The organism is Gracilimonas qinghaiensis, from assembly GCF_046602855.1.
GTDB lineage: Bacteria > Bacteroidota > Rhodothermia > Balneolales > Balneolaceae > Gracilimonas.
This window is the reverse complement of record NZ_JBKINJ010000001.1, coordinates 155825-171204: the sequence shown is the minus strand read 5'-3', so window position 1 is coordinate 171204 and position 15380 is coordinate 155825. Positions and strand designations below refer to the sequence as shown.

The following is a 15380-nucleotide window of genomic DNA, read 5'->3' as shown; positions in this document are numbered from 1 at the left end:
TGTAGTGTCAATGTGCGAGATTGTTAATGTGTTACGGTTTTCTATTTAAACGCCGTAACACGTTAGCACTGTAACACCCTCGCACCTGAACACCAGAATTTAAAAACTCAAAGTTAGGTATGCCTGAAACCAAACCACACAAATCCGGATACGTCGCCATCATCGGGAAACCCAATGCGGGAAAGTCAACCTTGATGAATTACATATTGGGGGCCAAGATCTCTATCACCACACATAAGGCACAAACCACACGGCATCAGATCGTGGGTATCTATTCTGATGATGATACACAGATCGTTTTTCTGGATACGCCCGGAGTGATCTCTCCAAAGTACGAGCTTCAAAAAGCCATGATGAAGACTGTGGAACGTGCTCGTTCTGATGCAGACGTTATTCTTTTTATCCATGACCCTATGGATAAACACCCGGCCGATGATGTGATCGAACTCATCAGGTCCATCAACAAGCCTGTATATCTTGTAGTGAATAAAATGGACGTAGCCGATCAGGAAAAAGCAGAGCGTTCGGTCGCTGACATTCAAGACAAAATGAAGATCCGTTCTGTGCACTATGTATCAGCTACGGCAGGAACAGGTGTTGAAGAACTAATGGAAGAAATTCGTGCCGGGTTGCTACCGGGACCTCCCTTCTACCCCAAAGAAGACCTCAGCGAACATCCCGTTCGGTTCTTCGTTTCTGAACTGATCCGTGAGCAGATATTTCTGCAATTTCATCAGGAGATACCTTATTCCTGTACGGTAGAAGTAGTTTCCTATGATGCTGAACCTGATATTGACCGTATTCACGCTGATATCATCGTGAATCATAAATCCCAAAAAGGCATGCTGATCGGGAAAGGCGGTTCAGCCATAAAGGACCTGGGAATTGAAGCCCGGAAATCAATAGAAGAATTTATTGGCAAACAGGTCTATCTGGAGCTCCACGTAAAAGTCCGGGAGAAATGGAGAGAGAAAGAAGGCTGGGTTCGAAACCTGGGATATGGAAAGTAGCGAAATGGAATACTGATGACACAGATCGTGCGGACTTTAATTGATAAGAGCTGATATTTTTCTGTTTTAAAACATCCTAAACTCAATTCAAAACAGTTCCAGTAATATCCCGAAAAAATTATTTGCACCATCCAAAATCTCCCCGTAGTTTTACACAATGAAATTATTTCAACAAAATATCACTTTCCCTAATGCAACCATGTGTTGTATGTGTATGTGCAAGGCGCAGACATAAGGGCTATGGTATAAACAAAAGATTTCGGACAAAGCCCTTTTGAAAATAACTCAAAGGGTTTTTTTAGTGACTATAATTTCTAACGTTCTTTAAACATACTGTTGCATTCTCATTACGAAAGGTGGAGGGATCAGGTCCTGTGAAGCCTTGGCAACCGTTTCCCGCATATAAATTTTTATGTGCAGGAGAAAAGGTGCCACATCCTGTCTGTTACATAAAAATTTATGTAGTAGAAAAGATGAGTTCGATAAGACCCGGTTTTTGTAAGAAAAGCCTCTTTCGGATTCATCTCTGAAAGAGGCTTTTTGTTTGTTCAAATGGAGCCTCGCAGAGGAGGATCATCAGTTTTGAAGATTCAAAACAAACAAATAACACTTACTCAAACAACGCATTATCATGAGCAACGAAAAAGAAACACGAGACTACAAGTTTGAAACCCTTCAGCTTCATGCCGGACAGGAACCTGATTCTGCTACAGGGTCCCGAGCCGTGCCCATCTATCAAACCACCTCATATAACTTTGACGACACGGAACATGCTGCCAATCTCTTCGCCCTGAGGGAATTCGGAAACATCTACACGAGGATCATGAATCCAACAACAGATGTCTTCGAAAAACGATTGGCTGCCCTGGAAGGCGGTACGGCAGCGGTGGCAACAGCATCTGGTCAGGCTGCCCAATTTCTAGCCATTACGAATCTGGCCAATGCCGGCGACAACATTGTATCCACTCAATTCCTCTACGGCGGTACCTACAATCAGTTTAAGAATTCCCTTCCACGACTTGGTATCGACGTTTACTTCGCAAAAGAAGAAACCGTTGAAGCTTATGCCAAACACATTAATGAAAAAACCAAGGCGATCTATGTAGAATCGATCGGCAATCCACGTGGAAACATTGCTGATTTCGAAGGCCTCTCAGCTCTCGCCAATGAACACGGTATCCCTCTTGTTGTTGATAACACCTTTGGCGCCGGTGGAGCATTGGTCCAGCCCCTCAAACATGGAGCCAATATAGTTACGGCTTCTGCAACCAAGTGGATCGGCGGTCATGGTACCTCAATCGGCGGGGTGATCGTTGACGGGGGTAACTTTAATTGGGGGAATGGAAAATTTCCAGGATTAAGTGAGCCCTCTCCTTCCTATCACGGGTTGAACTTCTGGGAAGTGTTCGGAGAAGACGGCCCCTTTGGAAACATTGCGTTCGCAATACGGGCACGGGTTGAAGGCCTTCGCGATTTTGGTCCCTCACAATCCCCCTTCAACAGTTTCTTGCTGCTTCAGGGATTGGAAACACTATCGCTGCGTGTGGAACGCCATAACGAGAATGCCCTAAATCTTGCACACTGGCTAAAAGATCAGGATGCTGTTGAATGGATAAACTACACAGGGCTGCCTGACCATGATTACCATGAGCGGGCCAAAAAATATCTAAGAAATAACCAGTTTGGTTCTGTTTTCACTTTTGGCGTAAAAGGCGGATACGATACTGCCCGGGAGTTTATAGAGAATACAGAACTTTCCAGTCATGTAGCCAATATCGGGGATGCCAAAACACTTGTGATCCATCCGGCCTCTACCACTCATCAGCAGCTTAATGAGGCTGAACAAACAGCCAGTGGAGTGAAAGGTGACCTAATCCGGGTATCGGTTGGGATCGAACATATCGATGACATTATCGAGGACTTTGAAAAAGCATTCGCCAAACTTAAAGTGCCGGCATAAAACAAAACCATGTACTTCATTGTGGGCATGGTGGAAATACATGCCTGCTTTTTATCAAAACTATGCAAATATGAACGAAGGAATAACCATCACTAATCTTAAGAAAAGCTGGACCACAGAATCGGGCTACACCTTTGATGAAGTTGACATTGCCTGGAAAAGCTGGGGGAAGCTTAACGAGAACAAAGATAATGTGATCCTGATCTGTCATGCCTTAACCGGACACGCAGCTGCCGATGAATGGTTCAGTGGATTGTTTGACGAAGCAGGTATTCTTGATCCTGACCACCAATTCATCCTGTGTGTGAACTCACCGGGAAGCTGCTACGGATCAACAGGACCAACTTCAATCAATCCAAAAACGGACAAAGTCTGGCAGGGTGATTTCCCGGCTATCACAATCCGCGACATAGTCACATTCCATCAACTATTACTTGATGAATGGGATATTCAGGGCATAGAACTTGTTTTAGGTGGTTCAATGGGGGGAATGACGGCTCTTGAGTTTGCTATTATGGATGACAGAGTTCAATCGGCCGCCTTATTTGTGATGGGAAAAGCTCACTCTCCATGGGCCATAGGTATCAGCGAGGCACAGCGACTTGCCATTCAGGCTGACCAAAACTGGGAAAATGGATTTTATAACCCTGAAGAACCACCACTCAAAGGCTTGGCAGCCGCACGAGCTATGGCGATGATCACCTATCGCACTGCAAAAAATTACGAGGAAAAATTCTCCCGTAAGATTCACCCCGATAAGCACATTTTTCAGGTAGAATCCTATCTGCATTATCAGGGAAAGAAACTGGGAGATCGTTTCGATGCAAATACATACATCACACTATCCAAAGCAATGGATACTCACGATGTATCTAGGGGCCGGGGCAGTCATAAAGAGGTGCTTGGGAATCTGAAAAAACCTGTACTAATTGTCGGGTTTGACAGTGACCGGCTCTACCCTATTCATGAACAACGGGAACTGGCTGATCTGATTCCAAACAGCACCCTTGCAGAACTCAGTTCACCTTTTGGGCATGATGCCTTCCTGATCGAGTTCGATCAGCTTAACGCACAACTCAAACCATTTTATCACTCACTCAAAACTTCACATTCATCATGACACTTGCACTTAAAAAAATGAATCCGGAAACCAAACCAGAAAAGAAAAAGCTTTTCGTTTTTCTGGCAGGTATAGGAGCCGTAGGCGGAACCCTTCTTGAGCAGATCAGAGAATTGGATCACCCTCATTTTGAACTTGAGATCATTGGATTTTGCAACAGTCGATACACCTGTTGGGATCCTGTTGCTGAGCAGCTTGAAGATCCCACTGCTCTTTGCTGCGGAGCAAAAACGGACTGGAACTTTATTCCGGACATATTAAAGGAAAGGCCTGAAAATGATCTGATCTTTGTGGATGCTACCGGAAGTGAGAAAGCTGCAAAGGTTTATACTGACCTCTTGCACCATGGTGTGCATATAGCCACTCCAAGTAAATTAGCTAATACTTTTGAGCAGCCCTATTATGATGAACTCAACCGGGTATCTTCAAACGGAAAATCATTTTATCGATTTGAGACTGCAGTTGGTGCCGGTTTGCCTGTTGTGAGTACCATCAAAACCTTGCTAAACAGTGGTGATGATATTAATCGAATATCCGGAGTGCTTTCAGGAACCATGACCTTCTTATTTAATCAGCTTGAGGCCGGTGTTCCATTCAGTCAGGCAGTTCAAAACGCAAAAATAAATGGCTACTCAGAACCCGATCCACGGGATGACCTTTCCGGGGAGGACGTTGCACGAAAGTTTTTGATACTAGCACGAGTTAGTGGCCTTAATTTCGAGCGTGACCAGATACAGGTCGATACTTTGGTTCCTGAAAATCTAGCTTCACTCACAACTGAAAAATTTCTGCAAGAGCTTCCCGATTATGATTCACACTGGAAAAGCAGAAATGCTCAGGCTATGGTCAACAATCGCAAATTGCGTTATGTCGGTGAATTCACCCCTAAAGGAATTTCGGTGGGCGTAAAAGAAGTGAAAACAGAGTCTCCGTTGTCGAATTTAAAAGGCACGGATAACCTGATACAAATCTACACCAAAAGATATGCAGATTCTCCCATTGTGATCCAAGGTCCAGGTGCCGGCAAAGAGGTTACCGCTGCAGGTGTTTTGGGGGATATTATTGATATAGGCGGGTTAGTTTAGGCATAATTTAAAATGAAAAATTCAAAATTTTAAATTCATTCTTGATTATGGTATTTGTCATTTGCCCATTTAGATGGATTATTTCGAATGTATTCTGATATTTGGTTATAGTCTTTTCTACCCCTGACAATGTGATCGTGATACTTCGGTTGCCATTTGAAATCGGGCTTAATTTTACGGGCATTTTTGGTAACCCCAATTTTAAAACCACGAATAATAGATGCTAAATTTCTGGATTGGGGACCAAATTTATTCAACGATTTTCGTTTACCAGGCCGTAGAGCCGCAAGATTTTGCGTCTCTACGGCCTGGTTGATATCGGTGTTTCTTCTACCATCATCAACCTTATCAATTATTATAATACCATGTACGTGGTTTGGCATGATCACAAATTCGCCCAATTTAACAAATGGGAAATGTTCCGGAATATTTAACCAACAGGTTTCGGCAATCAAACCAATATTTGATAAATCCATTTTGGCATTTTGGTTTGAACCGTTTGTTGCACCCGGATTTGAACGTAAAGACTTAAGGTTTTGCGTCTCTATGTTATTGTCACTGTCAACATTATCAGGTAAATTTCTAACCACCTCACCAAAATAACATTTCCTGTTGTGGGTGCAGATCGTGACAAAATAGACGCCATTCCATCCATAATCCCAGGATTTTAACCGAACAGTCTCTGACCTGTATTTTCTGAACCCCTTATTTTGCATATCTCTTTTTTTGAAACGACCTTCTTTTAAAATAACAGAAAAGATCTTATGCGCAATTTTACCCGACTTTTTTCAATCGTTTTAATTTCACTCCTGATCTCTCAAACCGCTAATTCTCAGGAACGTCAGCGGGCTCGAGACCTTGGTATCAATCCGGGAATATTGACGCCGGGTCCATTGAATGCCATAACAGATGTTGAGGGTGTTATGGTTGGTCACCGGACTATTATTGAAGATGATAATATTCGAACCGGAGTAACCATGGTCTTACCTCATGATGGAGACCTGTTCACATCTCGTGTGCCGGCAGCCGGGTATGTTGGGAATGGCTTTGGAAAGGCATTGGGTTTCACACAGGTTGAGGAACTGGGGGAACTCGAAACACCAATCGGATTGACCAACACACTTAGCATTCACACGGTAGCCAATGGAATCACGGATTATATGCTTCAGCAACCCGGAAATGAAAATGTCCGATCTGTAAATCCTGTAGTAGGTGAAACCAATGACGGCTGGCTAAATGACATCAGGGGTAGAAACATAAACAATCAGCATGTGTTCGATGCCATTGAAGATGCAAAAGGCGGACCTGTGGAAGAAGGCAGCGTGGGTGCCGGAACCGGAACCTCAGCACTTGGATACAAAGGTGGAATGGGAACATCTTCTCGCACCCTGCCTGAAAAATTCGGAGGTTATACTGTAGGTGTTTTGGTTCAGTCAAATTTTGGTGGAGTCCTTACTATTGATGGGGCACCTGTAGGTGAAGAACTTGAAAATCACTACATGGCGAGTGATGTTCCCTATGACGTGGATGGCTCAGTCATGATCATTGTGGCCACCGATGCTCCCCTTCTATCCCGCAATTTAAAACGATTGGCAAAACGTGCACTTTTGGGTATTTCCAGAGTAGGTGGTTCTGCCAGTAACGGAAGCGGTGATTATGTGATCGCTTTTTCAACAAGTGAGGACGTCAGAGTCAATACAGGAACATCCGGTTCAACCCAAAATTACACCGAGTTAAACAACTCTGCTACAACCCCATTATTCCTTGCTGCCGTTGAAGCTACAGAGGAAGCTATTCTCAATTCTTTGTTCATGGCCACCACTGTAACCGGTGATCGCGGACATACCCAAAAAGCACTGCCTGTCGAGGATGTTCTCCAAATCATGAAGAAGTACAAATTACTTCAAAATTAAGCAGTAAAAACGCATAGAATTTGATCAAAATTTTAGCACAAGTTTAACTTTATCCGTGAAACTGTATGTGTGAATCAAAAATTCTACCACTCTCTCCCACTATTCATTCTCACCTGCCAAGTAACCCGACTTCAGCCTTAAAATCAGCCTTCTTTATATAGAGAAAGGCTCTTTATTCTTTCCTCAAATTAATTTTCGCCCTCTGTTTTATCAATTTTAAACCTATTTAAAAGAATTATAGAAAAGGTCTTGACACATTGTGGCTCTTTAGGGTACATTGTGGGGTGAAGTGGGAGATAGTGGGGACTTATCTCTGTACAGTTATATAGCAATCTAAAACACGCGGGATATCGTGCCAAGTTTCAAAGGACAATACGAGCATAGTATAGATGCCAAGGGCCGAGTAGCCTTTCCTGCAAAGTTACGCAAATCTCTCAATCCTGCTGCACAAGAACGCTTCACCGTGGTACGTGGACAAGAACCCTGTCTTTATTTATATCCCGAAGACGAATGGGAAAATGTCGAAGCTAAACTATCCCGCATCAATAACTTCACAAAAAAGGGTCGTTTAGCTAAAAGAAACTTTCTGCGATATGCTGAGGATGTTTCCTTAGACAAACAAAATCGCGTTGCCCTACCTTCTGATCTGATGGAATATGCAGCCATTAATGGCAAAGCCGTATTTCTGGGAATGGGCGAATATATAGAGGTATGGGATCCTGAGAAACTGGAAGAAATTGATTCAGCTTTGGATGATGATGCCTTTGAAGAAATTTTTGAACAAGTAATGGGAAATGAACCGGAAAGTGATGGTGTATGATATGACCTCATATATAGAACATATTCCGGTCCTGCTTCATGAATCAGTAGAGGCACTTGTCACTGACACTGATGGCATATATATAGACGGCACCTTAGGCGGTGGCGGTCATGCAAAAGAAATACTCAACAAGCTTGGTGAAAACGGACGGCTATACGGCATCGACCAGGACGATGAAGCTCTTGAAGCTGCATCAAAAAATATTGGCGACGACCACCGTTTTATCCCCATAAAAGGCAATTTTGGCTATCTGACAACTATCCTACCTCCCCATACCCACAGTCAGATAGCCGGAATCCTTTTAGATCTAGGCGTTTCCACTCACCAGATAAAAGAACCCGAACGTGGCTTCAGCTTTCAGAAAGACGGTCCACTTGATATGCGTATGGGCAACCTATCCGGAGTTTCTGCTTATCAGGTGGTCAATGAATACGATTATGAAAAGCTGCGCGATATCATTTTCCATTACGGTGAAGAAAAGCAAAGCAGAAAGATTGCACGAGCAATAATTGAAGCCCGCCCCATTGAGACGACCGGAGAATTACAAAAGGTAGTTTCTTCTGTAGTAAACAAAAGATATGAAGTAAAATCACTGGCTCGGGTGTTTCAGGGAATACGGATTGAAGTTAACCGTGAACTGGAGATGCTTGAAAATGTATTGGAGCAATCTCTTGAGGTTTTAAAACCCGGCGGACGCATTGTGGCGATCTCCTATCACTCACTGGAAGACCGTATTGTAAAACGTTTCTTTAAAGCAGGTAATTTTAAAGGGAAGGTTGAAAAAGATTTCTATGGTAATCCCATATCTCCCATCAAACCTGTAAATAATGAGATTATCACTCCATCCAAAAAAGAAATTGAACAAAATTCAGCATCCCGGAGTGCTAAACTCAGGGTAGCAGAAAAGGTTGAGAGGTAAGCATTATGATGGTACAATCACCACTTAAGAAACATGATGTGAGGCCAAACCTGCGTAAGGTAGAAAGGCCTTCAGGTAATGGAAAATCGGGACCAACGCCAAGTAATAAACGATCCGGTTACAACAAGGTTAAAAGTAAAGTCAGTATCCCAAAATTAAAACCCTGGAAGATCATTCTGGGTAGTATCGTCATTGGTGTTATAGGTTTTGCTTACCTGACCCATGTTTTTGCCACTCAAAGGCTACTCGAGGAAGTTCAGTTTTTGGAAGCAGAGTATAACCGATCACGAGCTCAATTTGATGAGCTTAAATTACAATATGATCGCATGGTTGGCCCTGCAGATATCTACGAAAAGGCCGAAGCTCAGGGATTTATCAATGGCGGGCCGGCAAATAAAGTCATTGTCATAAAGGAGTAGGGATACAATGGACGAGCGCACCGCCATACTGAGCCGAATGTTTATCATTTTAGGGTTTGTTCTCCTTATACCCTGTGCTTTGGGCTTTCAGCTTATTCGCGTCAATTATTTAGAGGGAGAAGAGTTGCGTGCTCTTTGGAGCAAACAGGCCATTGATCAGATCCCCATTCCCGCTCAGCGAGGAAATATCTACGATGTGAACGGAACACTACTTGCCACAAATGCCGTGGATTACCGGCTCGCTTATGACCCCAAAGTACCTTTTGATGGAGGAATTGGCGTACCAAAGAAACTTGAAAACATTCTGATAAACAAACTAGCCTCCTTAACGGGCAAAAGTTCCGCTCACTATAGAAATAAGATCAATAGTGCTCCACCGCAGTCACGATATATTGTTCTTGAAGACAACCTATCGGTCATTATAAAGGATGAGATAAAGTCTCTAGACATTAAAGGTGTGATCCTGGAAGAGAATTATCGAAGAAAATATACATTTGGGCCCCTTGCTTCTCACATACTAGGTTTTGTAAACCATGAAACTAACGGGCGTATTGGCTTGGAAGCTTTCTACAATGAGGAATTGAAGGGTGAAGACGGCCTTCGGCAGGTTCGCCGTGATCCTTTCAACCGAATCTTTGAATATGTGGGTGCTCCCAAGAAATTACCGAAAGACGGTTATTCACTCCACACAACTATTGACGCCTATATTCAGGCTATTCTGGAAGATGAGCTGAAGGCCGGTGTTAAAAAGCACCTGGCAAACTACGGTACCGGAATTATTATTGACCCTAAAACCGGTGCCATCAAGGCCATGGCGAATTATCCAACCTATGACCCAAACTATCCGGCCAGTTCTGATGACGAGAACCGCCGTAATTTTGCCATCAGTGATATGATCGAACCGGGTTCAACCTTTAAGCTGGTCACCGCTGTTGCAGCCGTTGAACAAGGTGTTGTTGATTTTAATGAAATTTTTGAAACACCGGAAAATGGTGAAATCATCATTCACGACCTCATATTAAGGGATCACGACCCGTTAGGTGATCTGACCTTTGAGGAAGTCATCCAAAAGTCTTCTAATGTCGCGACCGCCGAAATCGCTATGCGCATGAAGCCAGAAGTATTTTATCAATATGCCAGGAATATGGGTTTTGGAACAGAAACCAATATCGACCTGATCGGTGAAGTTCAAGGCAGTCTGGCAAAACCCTATGATTGGAGTTTAGTTACCCTGCCGTGGATGTCGCATGGTTATGAGATCCAGACCACCCCTCTTCAGATTGCTCAGGCTTATGCAGCTTTCGCTAACAATGGCATGATGATGAGACCTTATCTGGTAGAAAGAATTGAAGATAAAAACGGCAAGGCTGTTATGGATCATAAACCTACCGAAATTAGAAGAATTGCTAAGAGATCAACTCTAGAAAAACTCATGCCAATATTTGAAAGTGTGGTTGCAGACTCAGGAACCGGAGATCTTGCTCAAGTTGATGGACTCAGAATTGCCGGCAAAACCGGAACTGCCAAAAAAGTGGTAAATGGCCGATACACAAATAACTACCGGGGTTCGTTTGTAGGCTTTTTCCCGGCCGATGACCCTCAATATGTGGCTTTTATCCTTTTAGATGAGCCAAGAACCAGTGGATACGGCGGATTTACAGCTGCACCAATTTTTAAGAATATAGCTCTTCGCATTGCCGGTTTGGATAACAACATACAGCGAACCATGAATAAAGGTGAACAAGAAAATCCTCTTGCAGTACGCGCACCTTATTTAAAGGGACTATCTAACAACGAGGCTAAAGTTCTTCTGAAGGAACTGAATATCCAATACGAATTTAAAGGTAAAACCGGATATGTGACTGAGCAATTGCCGGAAGCAGGAACAGAGCTTAATGCCGGTGATAAGATCTCCCTCACATTGTCAGAAACATTTACTGAAGCTGAAAGTGAGACTATAAAAGAAGGCTTTTCCGAGATACCGGATCTTAGAGGTATGAACATGAGAAAAGCTACGAATCTTCTTGCCGACCTGGGCTTAAAAACTGAAATCATCGGTTCAGGAACCATATTTGCACAATATCCGCGAACAGGTGAATGGCTCAGAAAAGGATATACCGTAACTATACGCGGAAAAGCAAAATCACTCGAAACATTAACTGAAGTAAGCAAAAGATAGTTGACCTTAAAACGACTCATAGAAATTTGTGACCCACTGCATGTAACCAATGCCAACTATGGTATTGAGTTAGGACCACTTGTGCTGGATTCACGGGATGCTAAAGACAATTCCGTCTTTGTTGCCGTAAGAGGTACAAGGGTCGATGGGCACATGTTCATTGAAGATGCTATTGAGCGAGGCGCAACGGTTGTGATCTGTGAAGATTCATTTTATACAAATGAAGATGTTTGTGTGATAGAAGTAGAAAACACCAAAAAATTAACCGGAGTAATTGCCCAGGAATTTGCTGGCAATCCGGCCGAGAAGCTGCAGGTAATCGGTATAACCGGTACCAATGGTAAAACAACAACTGCGACTTTGGTTTATCAGGTGCTTAGGCACTGTAACAGAAATGCCTCCTTGCTCGGTACAGTCAGTAAACGAATATTAGATGACGAGTTTGATAGTAAACTGACGACTTCAGATCCTATAGAGCTTGCAAACGACATGCTGAAAATGGTTGAAGCAGGGTCTGAATACCTAGTTATGGAAGTCTCATCTCATGCACTTGATCAATATCGGGTTGCCGGAGTAGCCTTCAAAGTTGCTGCTTTCACGAATTTGAGTCACGATCACTTAGACTATCACGAAACACTTAATGAATATGCTAAGGCCAAACGCAGGCTCTTCGATACGCTGAGTGAGGAATCTTATGCTGTAGTAAACGCGGATGACAAATATGGAGCTTACATGCTCGACAGATGTAAAGCCGAAAAGATCGAACTGAGTTTCAATAACGATAAGGCTTACATACTTGAAAATACTGCCAATGGTATTTCGATCATCATTGATGGCGAGAAAATTGAAAGTCCACTGGTAGGCAAATTTAACGCCTACAATCTTGGTGAAGTTTATTATATATGCAAAGCTTTGGGTCTTGATCCTAAAGAGATCGTCAAGGCCCTGTCAAAAGCTAAAGGTGCACCCGGAAGAATGGAAACCGTTAGCGGTTCCGGAGATCAAAACCCACTCGTTATTGTGGATTATGCTCATACACCTGATGCATTACAAAATGTTCTATCCACGCTTTCTGCTGTTAAAGACGCTTCACAAAACCTTACAGTAGTATTTGGCGCCGGTGGCGACAGAGATTCTTCCAAACGTCCAGAGATGGCCAAGATATCCGAACTATTTGCCGATAAGGTGTTCGTTACAAGTGATAATCCAAGAACTGAAAATCCGGATGTGATCATTGCGGATATTATCGCAGGATTTGAAAAACTTGATAAGGTTTCAAGCGTGACTAACCGCAAAGATGCCATTAAAAGAGCCATTCAGGAAGCCGAAAGTAACGAGATCATTCTCATTGCAGGAAAAGGACACGAGGATTATCAAGAAATAAACGGTGAACGCCATCATTTTGATGATCGAGAGATAGCAGCTGAACTTCTAAAACTTAAAGTTGAGGGAGGCGGATAATGCTGTACGAACTATTTACATGGCTTGATAGTACTTATGACGTTCCCGGAACCGGTGCTATTGCCTTTATCTCAACCCGGACTGCCCTGGCAGCTATCACTTCATTGCTTATTAGTCTTTTCATAGGTAAAAAGATCATTAGCTGGCTGAGTAAACTTCAGCTTAAAGAAGTCATACGTGACGATATCGGGCTTGACCATCACCTGGCCAAAGGGTCAACGCCCACTATGGGTGGAGTTATCATTATTCTTGCTATTGTGATACCAACCATTCTTTGGGCACGACTAGACAGTATTTACAGCTGGCTGATCGTTTTTGTGACTTTGACATTGGGCGGTGTAGGATTCATTGATGATTACATCAAAGTGGTCAAAAAAGATAAAAGTGGTCTGGCAGGATGGTTCAAGATCGCCGGACAGGTTTTTGTAGGACTGATCGTCGGTGCCACCCTCTATTTCCACCCGGATTTTGAGTCATTCAATTCACTAACCACGGTTCCATTCCTGAAAAACGTTAACATTGATTACGCCTTTTTCGGTGATACCATTGGGTGGATCATTTATCTAACGGTGGCTGTATTTATAATTGCCGCAGTAAGCAATGCTACGAATCTAACTGACGGACTTGACGGACTCGCTGCCGGAACCTCTGCTATCTGCGGTATTGTATTTGCTATTTTTGCCTATGTATCCGGTCGCGTTGATTTCTCCGGTTTTCTAGACATCATGTATTTACCGGGTGCCGGTGAGCTAACTATTTTTACTGCATCATTGATCGGAGCCTGCATTGGGTTCCTGTGGTATAATACCAACCCAGCCTCTGTTTTTATGGGGGATACCGGATCTCTGGCACTTGGTGGGGCATTCGGGGCACTAGGTTTGATGCTTCACAAAGAATTATTGCTGCCATTCATATGCGGGATCTTCTTTTTTGAAACACTTTCTGTGATCATTCAAACCACCTATTTCAAATATACGAAACGAAAATACGGTGAAGGTAAGAGGGTCTTTTTGATGACGCCGATCCACCATCATTATGAAAAAAAAGGATGGCCGGAGCAAAAGATCGTAGTTCGTTTTTGGATCATCACCATTTTATTGGGAATTCTAAGTCTGTTAACCCTCAAGATCCGATGAGAGACGTTAAGAACAAACATATCATCGTGATCGGTGCCGCAAAAAGCGGTATTGCTGTGGCTCTTCTTTTGAAGAGGAAAGCTGCGGATGTCTTTGTATCAGACTATGGTTTGATCAACAAGGAGTTCAAGTCAAAACTTCAATCAGCCGAAATTCCCTTTGAAGAGAATGGACACACTGAAAAAGCCAAACAGGCTGACTTTGCAGTCGTCAGTCCAGGAGTACCGACTGAATCCCCTATCGTCCAGCACTATCTTAACAGTGATAAAGACGTCTATTCTGAGATTGAAGTAGCAAGCTGGTTCACTGATGCCAGAATTGTGGCTGTGACCGGAAGCAATGGAAAGACTACGGTGGCTAACTGGCTAGATCATTTATGGAATTTAGCCAAGCGAGATCATCATTTATCCGGTAATATTGGAATAGCATTTTCTGATGTTGCTGAGTCTGCATCGGGCGATCAATTGTTGGAGGTCAGCAGTTTTCAGCTGGATCACATATCCACTTTCAAACCGGATGTAAGCCTGATCCTAAACATCACTCCTGATCACCTAAACCGCTATAACAACGACCTTGATGCCTACGCAGCCTCAAAGTTCAGGATCACCGAAAATCAGACGGAAAACGACCGGTTCATCTTTAACTATGATGACGCGATCATTCAAAAACATGTTGAAACCCTAAAGAAAAAACAAGCCACGCCTGAATTATGGGCTTTTTCATATAAGAATGAGGTACCTGAAGGAGCCTTTGTTCGCAACGATCATATCATCTTCAAATTTAATAATAAAGAAGAGTCACTTATGCCAGTAGAAGAAATCGGACTAAGAGGTCAACATAACCTCAGTAATGGTCTAGCTACCGCACTCGCTGCACGAGCAGCTGAGATCAAAAACGACGCTATCAGAGAAAGCCTTCGCTCATTCACCGGTGTTGAGCACAGACTTGAGCTGGCTCGAAAAGTGGATGGTGTTAAATACATCAATGATAGCAAAGCTACCAACGTAAATGCCGTCTGGTTTGCCCTGGATAGCTTTCATGTTCCCCTGACTTTGATCTTAGGTGGTCGCGACAAAGGCAATGATTATTCTGAACTGGTTCCACAGATCAAGGAGAAAGTCCACACTATTATTGCCATAGGTGAATCAAAAGATCGAATTGAAGAACAACTTGGAAAAGTAGTCCCGAATTTTGTGCGGGTTGAAACCATGGGTGGAGCAGTCAGAGCAGCCAATAAAGGCGCTAAAAAAGGTGAAGTGGTATTACTGAGCCCGGCATGTGCTTCATTCGACATGTTTGACAGTTACGAACATCGCGGAAAGATCTTTAAAGAAGAAGTAAACAAACTGTAAAACAGA

General features: G+C 43.2%; 13 protein-coding genes and 1 riboswitch. Of the genes, 12 read left to right on the top strand and 1 reads right to left on the bottom strand.

Annotated elements, in window-relative coordinates:
- Nucleotides 1-119 precede the first annotated feature (119 nt).
- The 4 genes from era to ACKGJO_RS00740 all read left to right on the top strand — a co-directional run bounded on the left by era (nucleotide 120) and on the right by ACKGJO_RS00740 (nucleotide 5175).
- Nucleotides 120-1010, top strand: a complete 891-nt coding sequence (gene era, locus ACKGJO_RS00755) for a GTPase Era (protein ID WP_411321488.1) — start codon at nucleotides 120-122, stop codon at nucleotides 1008-1010.
- A 341-nt stretch (nucleotides 1011-1351) separates the two neighbouring features.
- Nucleotides 1352-1490, top strand: a riboswitch (SAM riboswitch).
- Nucleotides 1491-1641: 151 nt separating this feature from the next.
- On the top strand, nucleotides 1642-2970 hold the full coding sequence (locus ACKGJO_RS00750) for an O-acetylhomoserine aminocarboxypropyltransferase/cysteine synthase family protein (RefSeq protein ID WP_411321487.1): 1329 nt from the start codon (nucleotides 1642-1644) through the stop codon (nucleotides 2968-2970).
- Nucleotides 2971-3040: 70 nt separating this feature from the next.
- Complete coding sequence (gene metX / locus ACKGJO_RS00745; protein WP_411321486.1) at nucleotides 3041-4090, top strand: homoserine O-acetyltransferase MetX; 1050 nt, start codon at nucleotides 3041-3043, stop codon at nucleotides 4088-4090.
- The gene (locus ACKGJO_RS00740; RefSeq protein ID WP_411321485.1) at nucleotides 4087-5175 is read left to right on the top strand and encodes a homoserine dehydrogenase family protein; all 1089 of its coding nucleotides are present in this window, start codon (nucleotides 4087-4089) and stop codon (nucleotides 5173-5175) included. The genes metX and ACKGJO_RS00740 overlap by 4 nt, the downstream gene beginning before the upstream one ends.
- A gap of 35 nt (nucleotides 5176-5210) precedes the next feature.
- Here the strand turns inward: ACKGJO_RS00740 and ACKGJO_RS00735 are convergent, their stop codons facing one another.
- Nucleotides 5211-5891, bottom strand: coding sequence for a transposase (locus tag ACKGJO_RS00735; protein ID WP_411321484.1), 681 nt, complete (start codon nucleotides 5889-5891; stop codon nucleotides 5211-5213).
- A 48-nt stretch (nucleotides 5892-5939) separates the two neighbouring features.
- Between ACKGJO_RS00735 and ACKGJO_RS00730 the strand changes: the two genes are divergently transcribed.
- The 8 genes from ACKGJO_RS00730 to murD all read left to right on the top strand — a co-directional run bounded on the left by ACKGJO_RS00730 (nucleotide 5940) and on the right by murD (nucleotide 15374).
- Nucleotides 5940-7088: a DmpA family aminopeptidase gene (locus tag ACKGJO_RS00730; protein WP_411321483.1), complete on the top strand. Its 1149-nt coding sequence runs from the start codon at nucleotides 5940-5942 to the stop codon at nucleotides 7086-7088.
- Between the two features lie 352 nt (nucleotides 7089-7440).
- On the top strand, nucleotides 7441-7908 hold the full coding sequence (gene mraZ, locus ACKGJO_RS00725; protein WP_411321482.1) for a division/cell wall cluster transcriptional repressor MraZ: 468 nt from the start codon (nucleotides 7441-7443) through the stop codon (nucleotides 7906-7908).
- A complete protein-coding gene (rsmH, locus tag ACKGJO_RS00720; RefSeq protein WP_411321481.1) occupies nucleotides 7883-8827 on the top strand; it encodes a 16S rRNA (cytosine(1402)-N(4))-methyltransferase RsmH in 945 nt (314 codons plus the stop codon). The genes mraZ and rsmH overlap by 26 nt, the downstream gene beginning before the upstream one ends.
- A gap of 5 nt (nucleotides 8828-8832) precedes the next feature.
- The gene (locus tag ACKGJO_RS00715) at nucleotides 8833-9246 is read left to right on the top strand and encodes a hypothetical protein (RefSeq protein ID WP_411321480.1); all 414 of its coding nucleotides are present in this window, start codon (nucleotides 8833-8835) and stop codon (nucleotides 9244-9246) included.
- Between the two features lie 7 nt (nucleotides 9247-9253).
- Nucleotides 9254-11425, top strand: a complete 2172-nt coding sequence (locus tag ACKGJO_RS00710) for a penicillin-binding transpeptidase domain-containing protein (protein WP_411321479.1) — start codon at nucleotides 9254-9256, stop codon at nucleotides 11423-11425.
- Nucleotides 11426-12886 (top strand): UDP-N-acetylmuramoyl-L-alanyl-D-glutamate--2,6-diaminopimelate ligase, encoded by a 1461-nt coding sequence (locus ACKGJO_RS00705; RefSeq protein ID WP_411321478.1) that lies wholly within the window; start codon nucleotides 11426-11428, stop codon nucleotides 12884-12886. It abuts the gene before it with no gap.
- Nucleotides 12886-14022, top strand: a complete 1137-nt coding sequence (gene mraY, locus ACKGJO_RS00700; RefSeq protein WP_411321477.1) for a phospho-N-acetylmuramoyl-pentapeptide-transferase — start codon at nucleotides 12886-12888, stop codon at nucleotides 14020-14022. Before ACKGJO_RS00705 ends, mraY begins: the two co-directional genes overlap by 1 nt.
- A complete protein-coding gene (gene murD / locus ACKGJO_RS00695) occupies nucleotides 13935-15374 on the top strand; it encodes a UDP-N-acetylmuramoyl-L-alanine--D-glutamate ligase (RefSeq protein WP_411321476.1) in 1440 nt (479 codons plus the stop codon). Before mraY ends, murD begins: the two co-directional genes overlap by 88 nt.
- Nucleotides 15375-15380 lie beyond the last annotated feature (6 nt).

Bases quoted from the DNA above. Each gene is read 5' to 3' on its own strand.
- era (WP_411321488.1), top strand. From the start codon at position 120: ATGCCTGAAACCAAACCACACAAATCCGGATACGTCGCCATCATCGGG.
- ACKGJO_RS00750 (WP_411321487.1), top strand. From the start codon at position 1,642: ATGAGCAACGAAAAAGAAACACGAGACTACAAGTTTGAAACCCTTCAG.
- metX (WP_411321486.1), top strand. From the start codon at position 3,041: ATGAACGAAGGAATAACCATCACTAATCTTAAGAAAAGCTGGACCACA.
- ACKGJO_RS00740 (WP_411321485.1), top strand. From the start codon at position 4,087: ATGACACTTGCACTTAAAAAAATGAATCCGGAAACCAAACCAGAAAAG.
- ACKGJO_RS00735 (WP_411321484.1), bottom strand. From the start codon at position 5,891: ATGCAAAATAAGGGGTTCAGAAAATACAGGTCAGAGACTGTTCGGTTA.
- ACKGJO_RS00730 (WP_411321483.1), top strand. From the start codon at position 5,940: ATGCGCAATTTTACCCGACTTTTTTCAATCGTTTTAATTTCACTCCTG.
- rsmH (WP_411321481.1), top strand. From the start codon at position 7,883: ATGAACCGGAAAGTGATGGTGTATGATATGACCTCATATATAGAACAT.
- ACKGJO_RS00715 (WP_411321480.1), top strand. From the start codon at position 8,833: ATGATGGTACAATCACCACTTAAGAAACATGATGTGAGGCCAAACCTG.
- ACKGJO_RS00710 (WP_411321479.1), top strand. From the start codon at position 9,254: ATGGACGAGCGCACCGCCATACTGAGCCGAATGTTTATCATTTTAGGG.
- mraY (WP_411321477.1), top strand. From the start codon at position 12,886: ATGCTGTACGAACTATTTACATGGCTTGATAGTACTTATGACGTTCCC.
- murD (WP_411321476.1), top strand. From the start codon at position 13,935: ATGGCCGGAGCAAAAGATCGTAGTTCGTTTTTGGATCATCACCATTTT.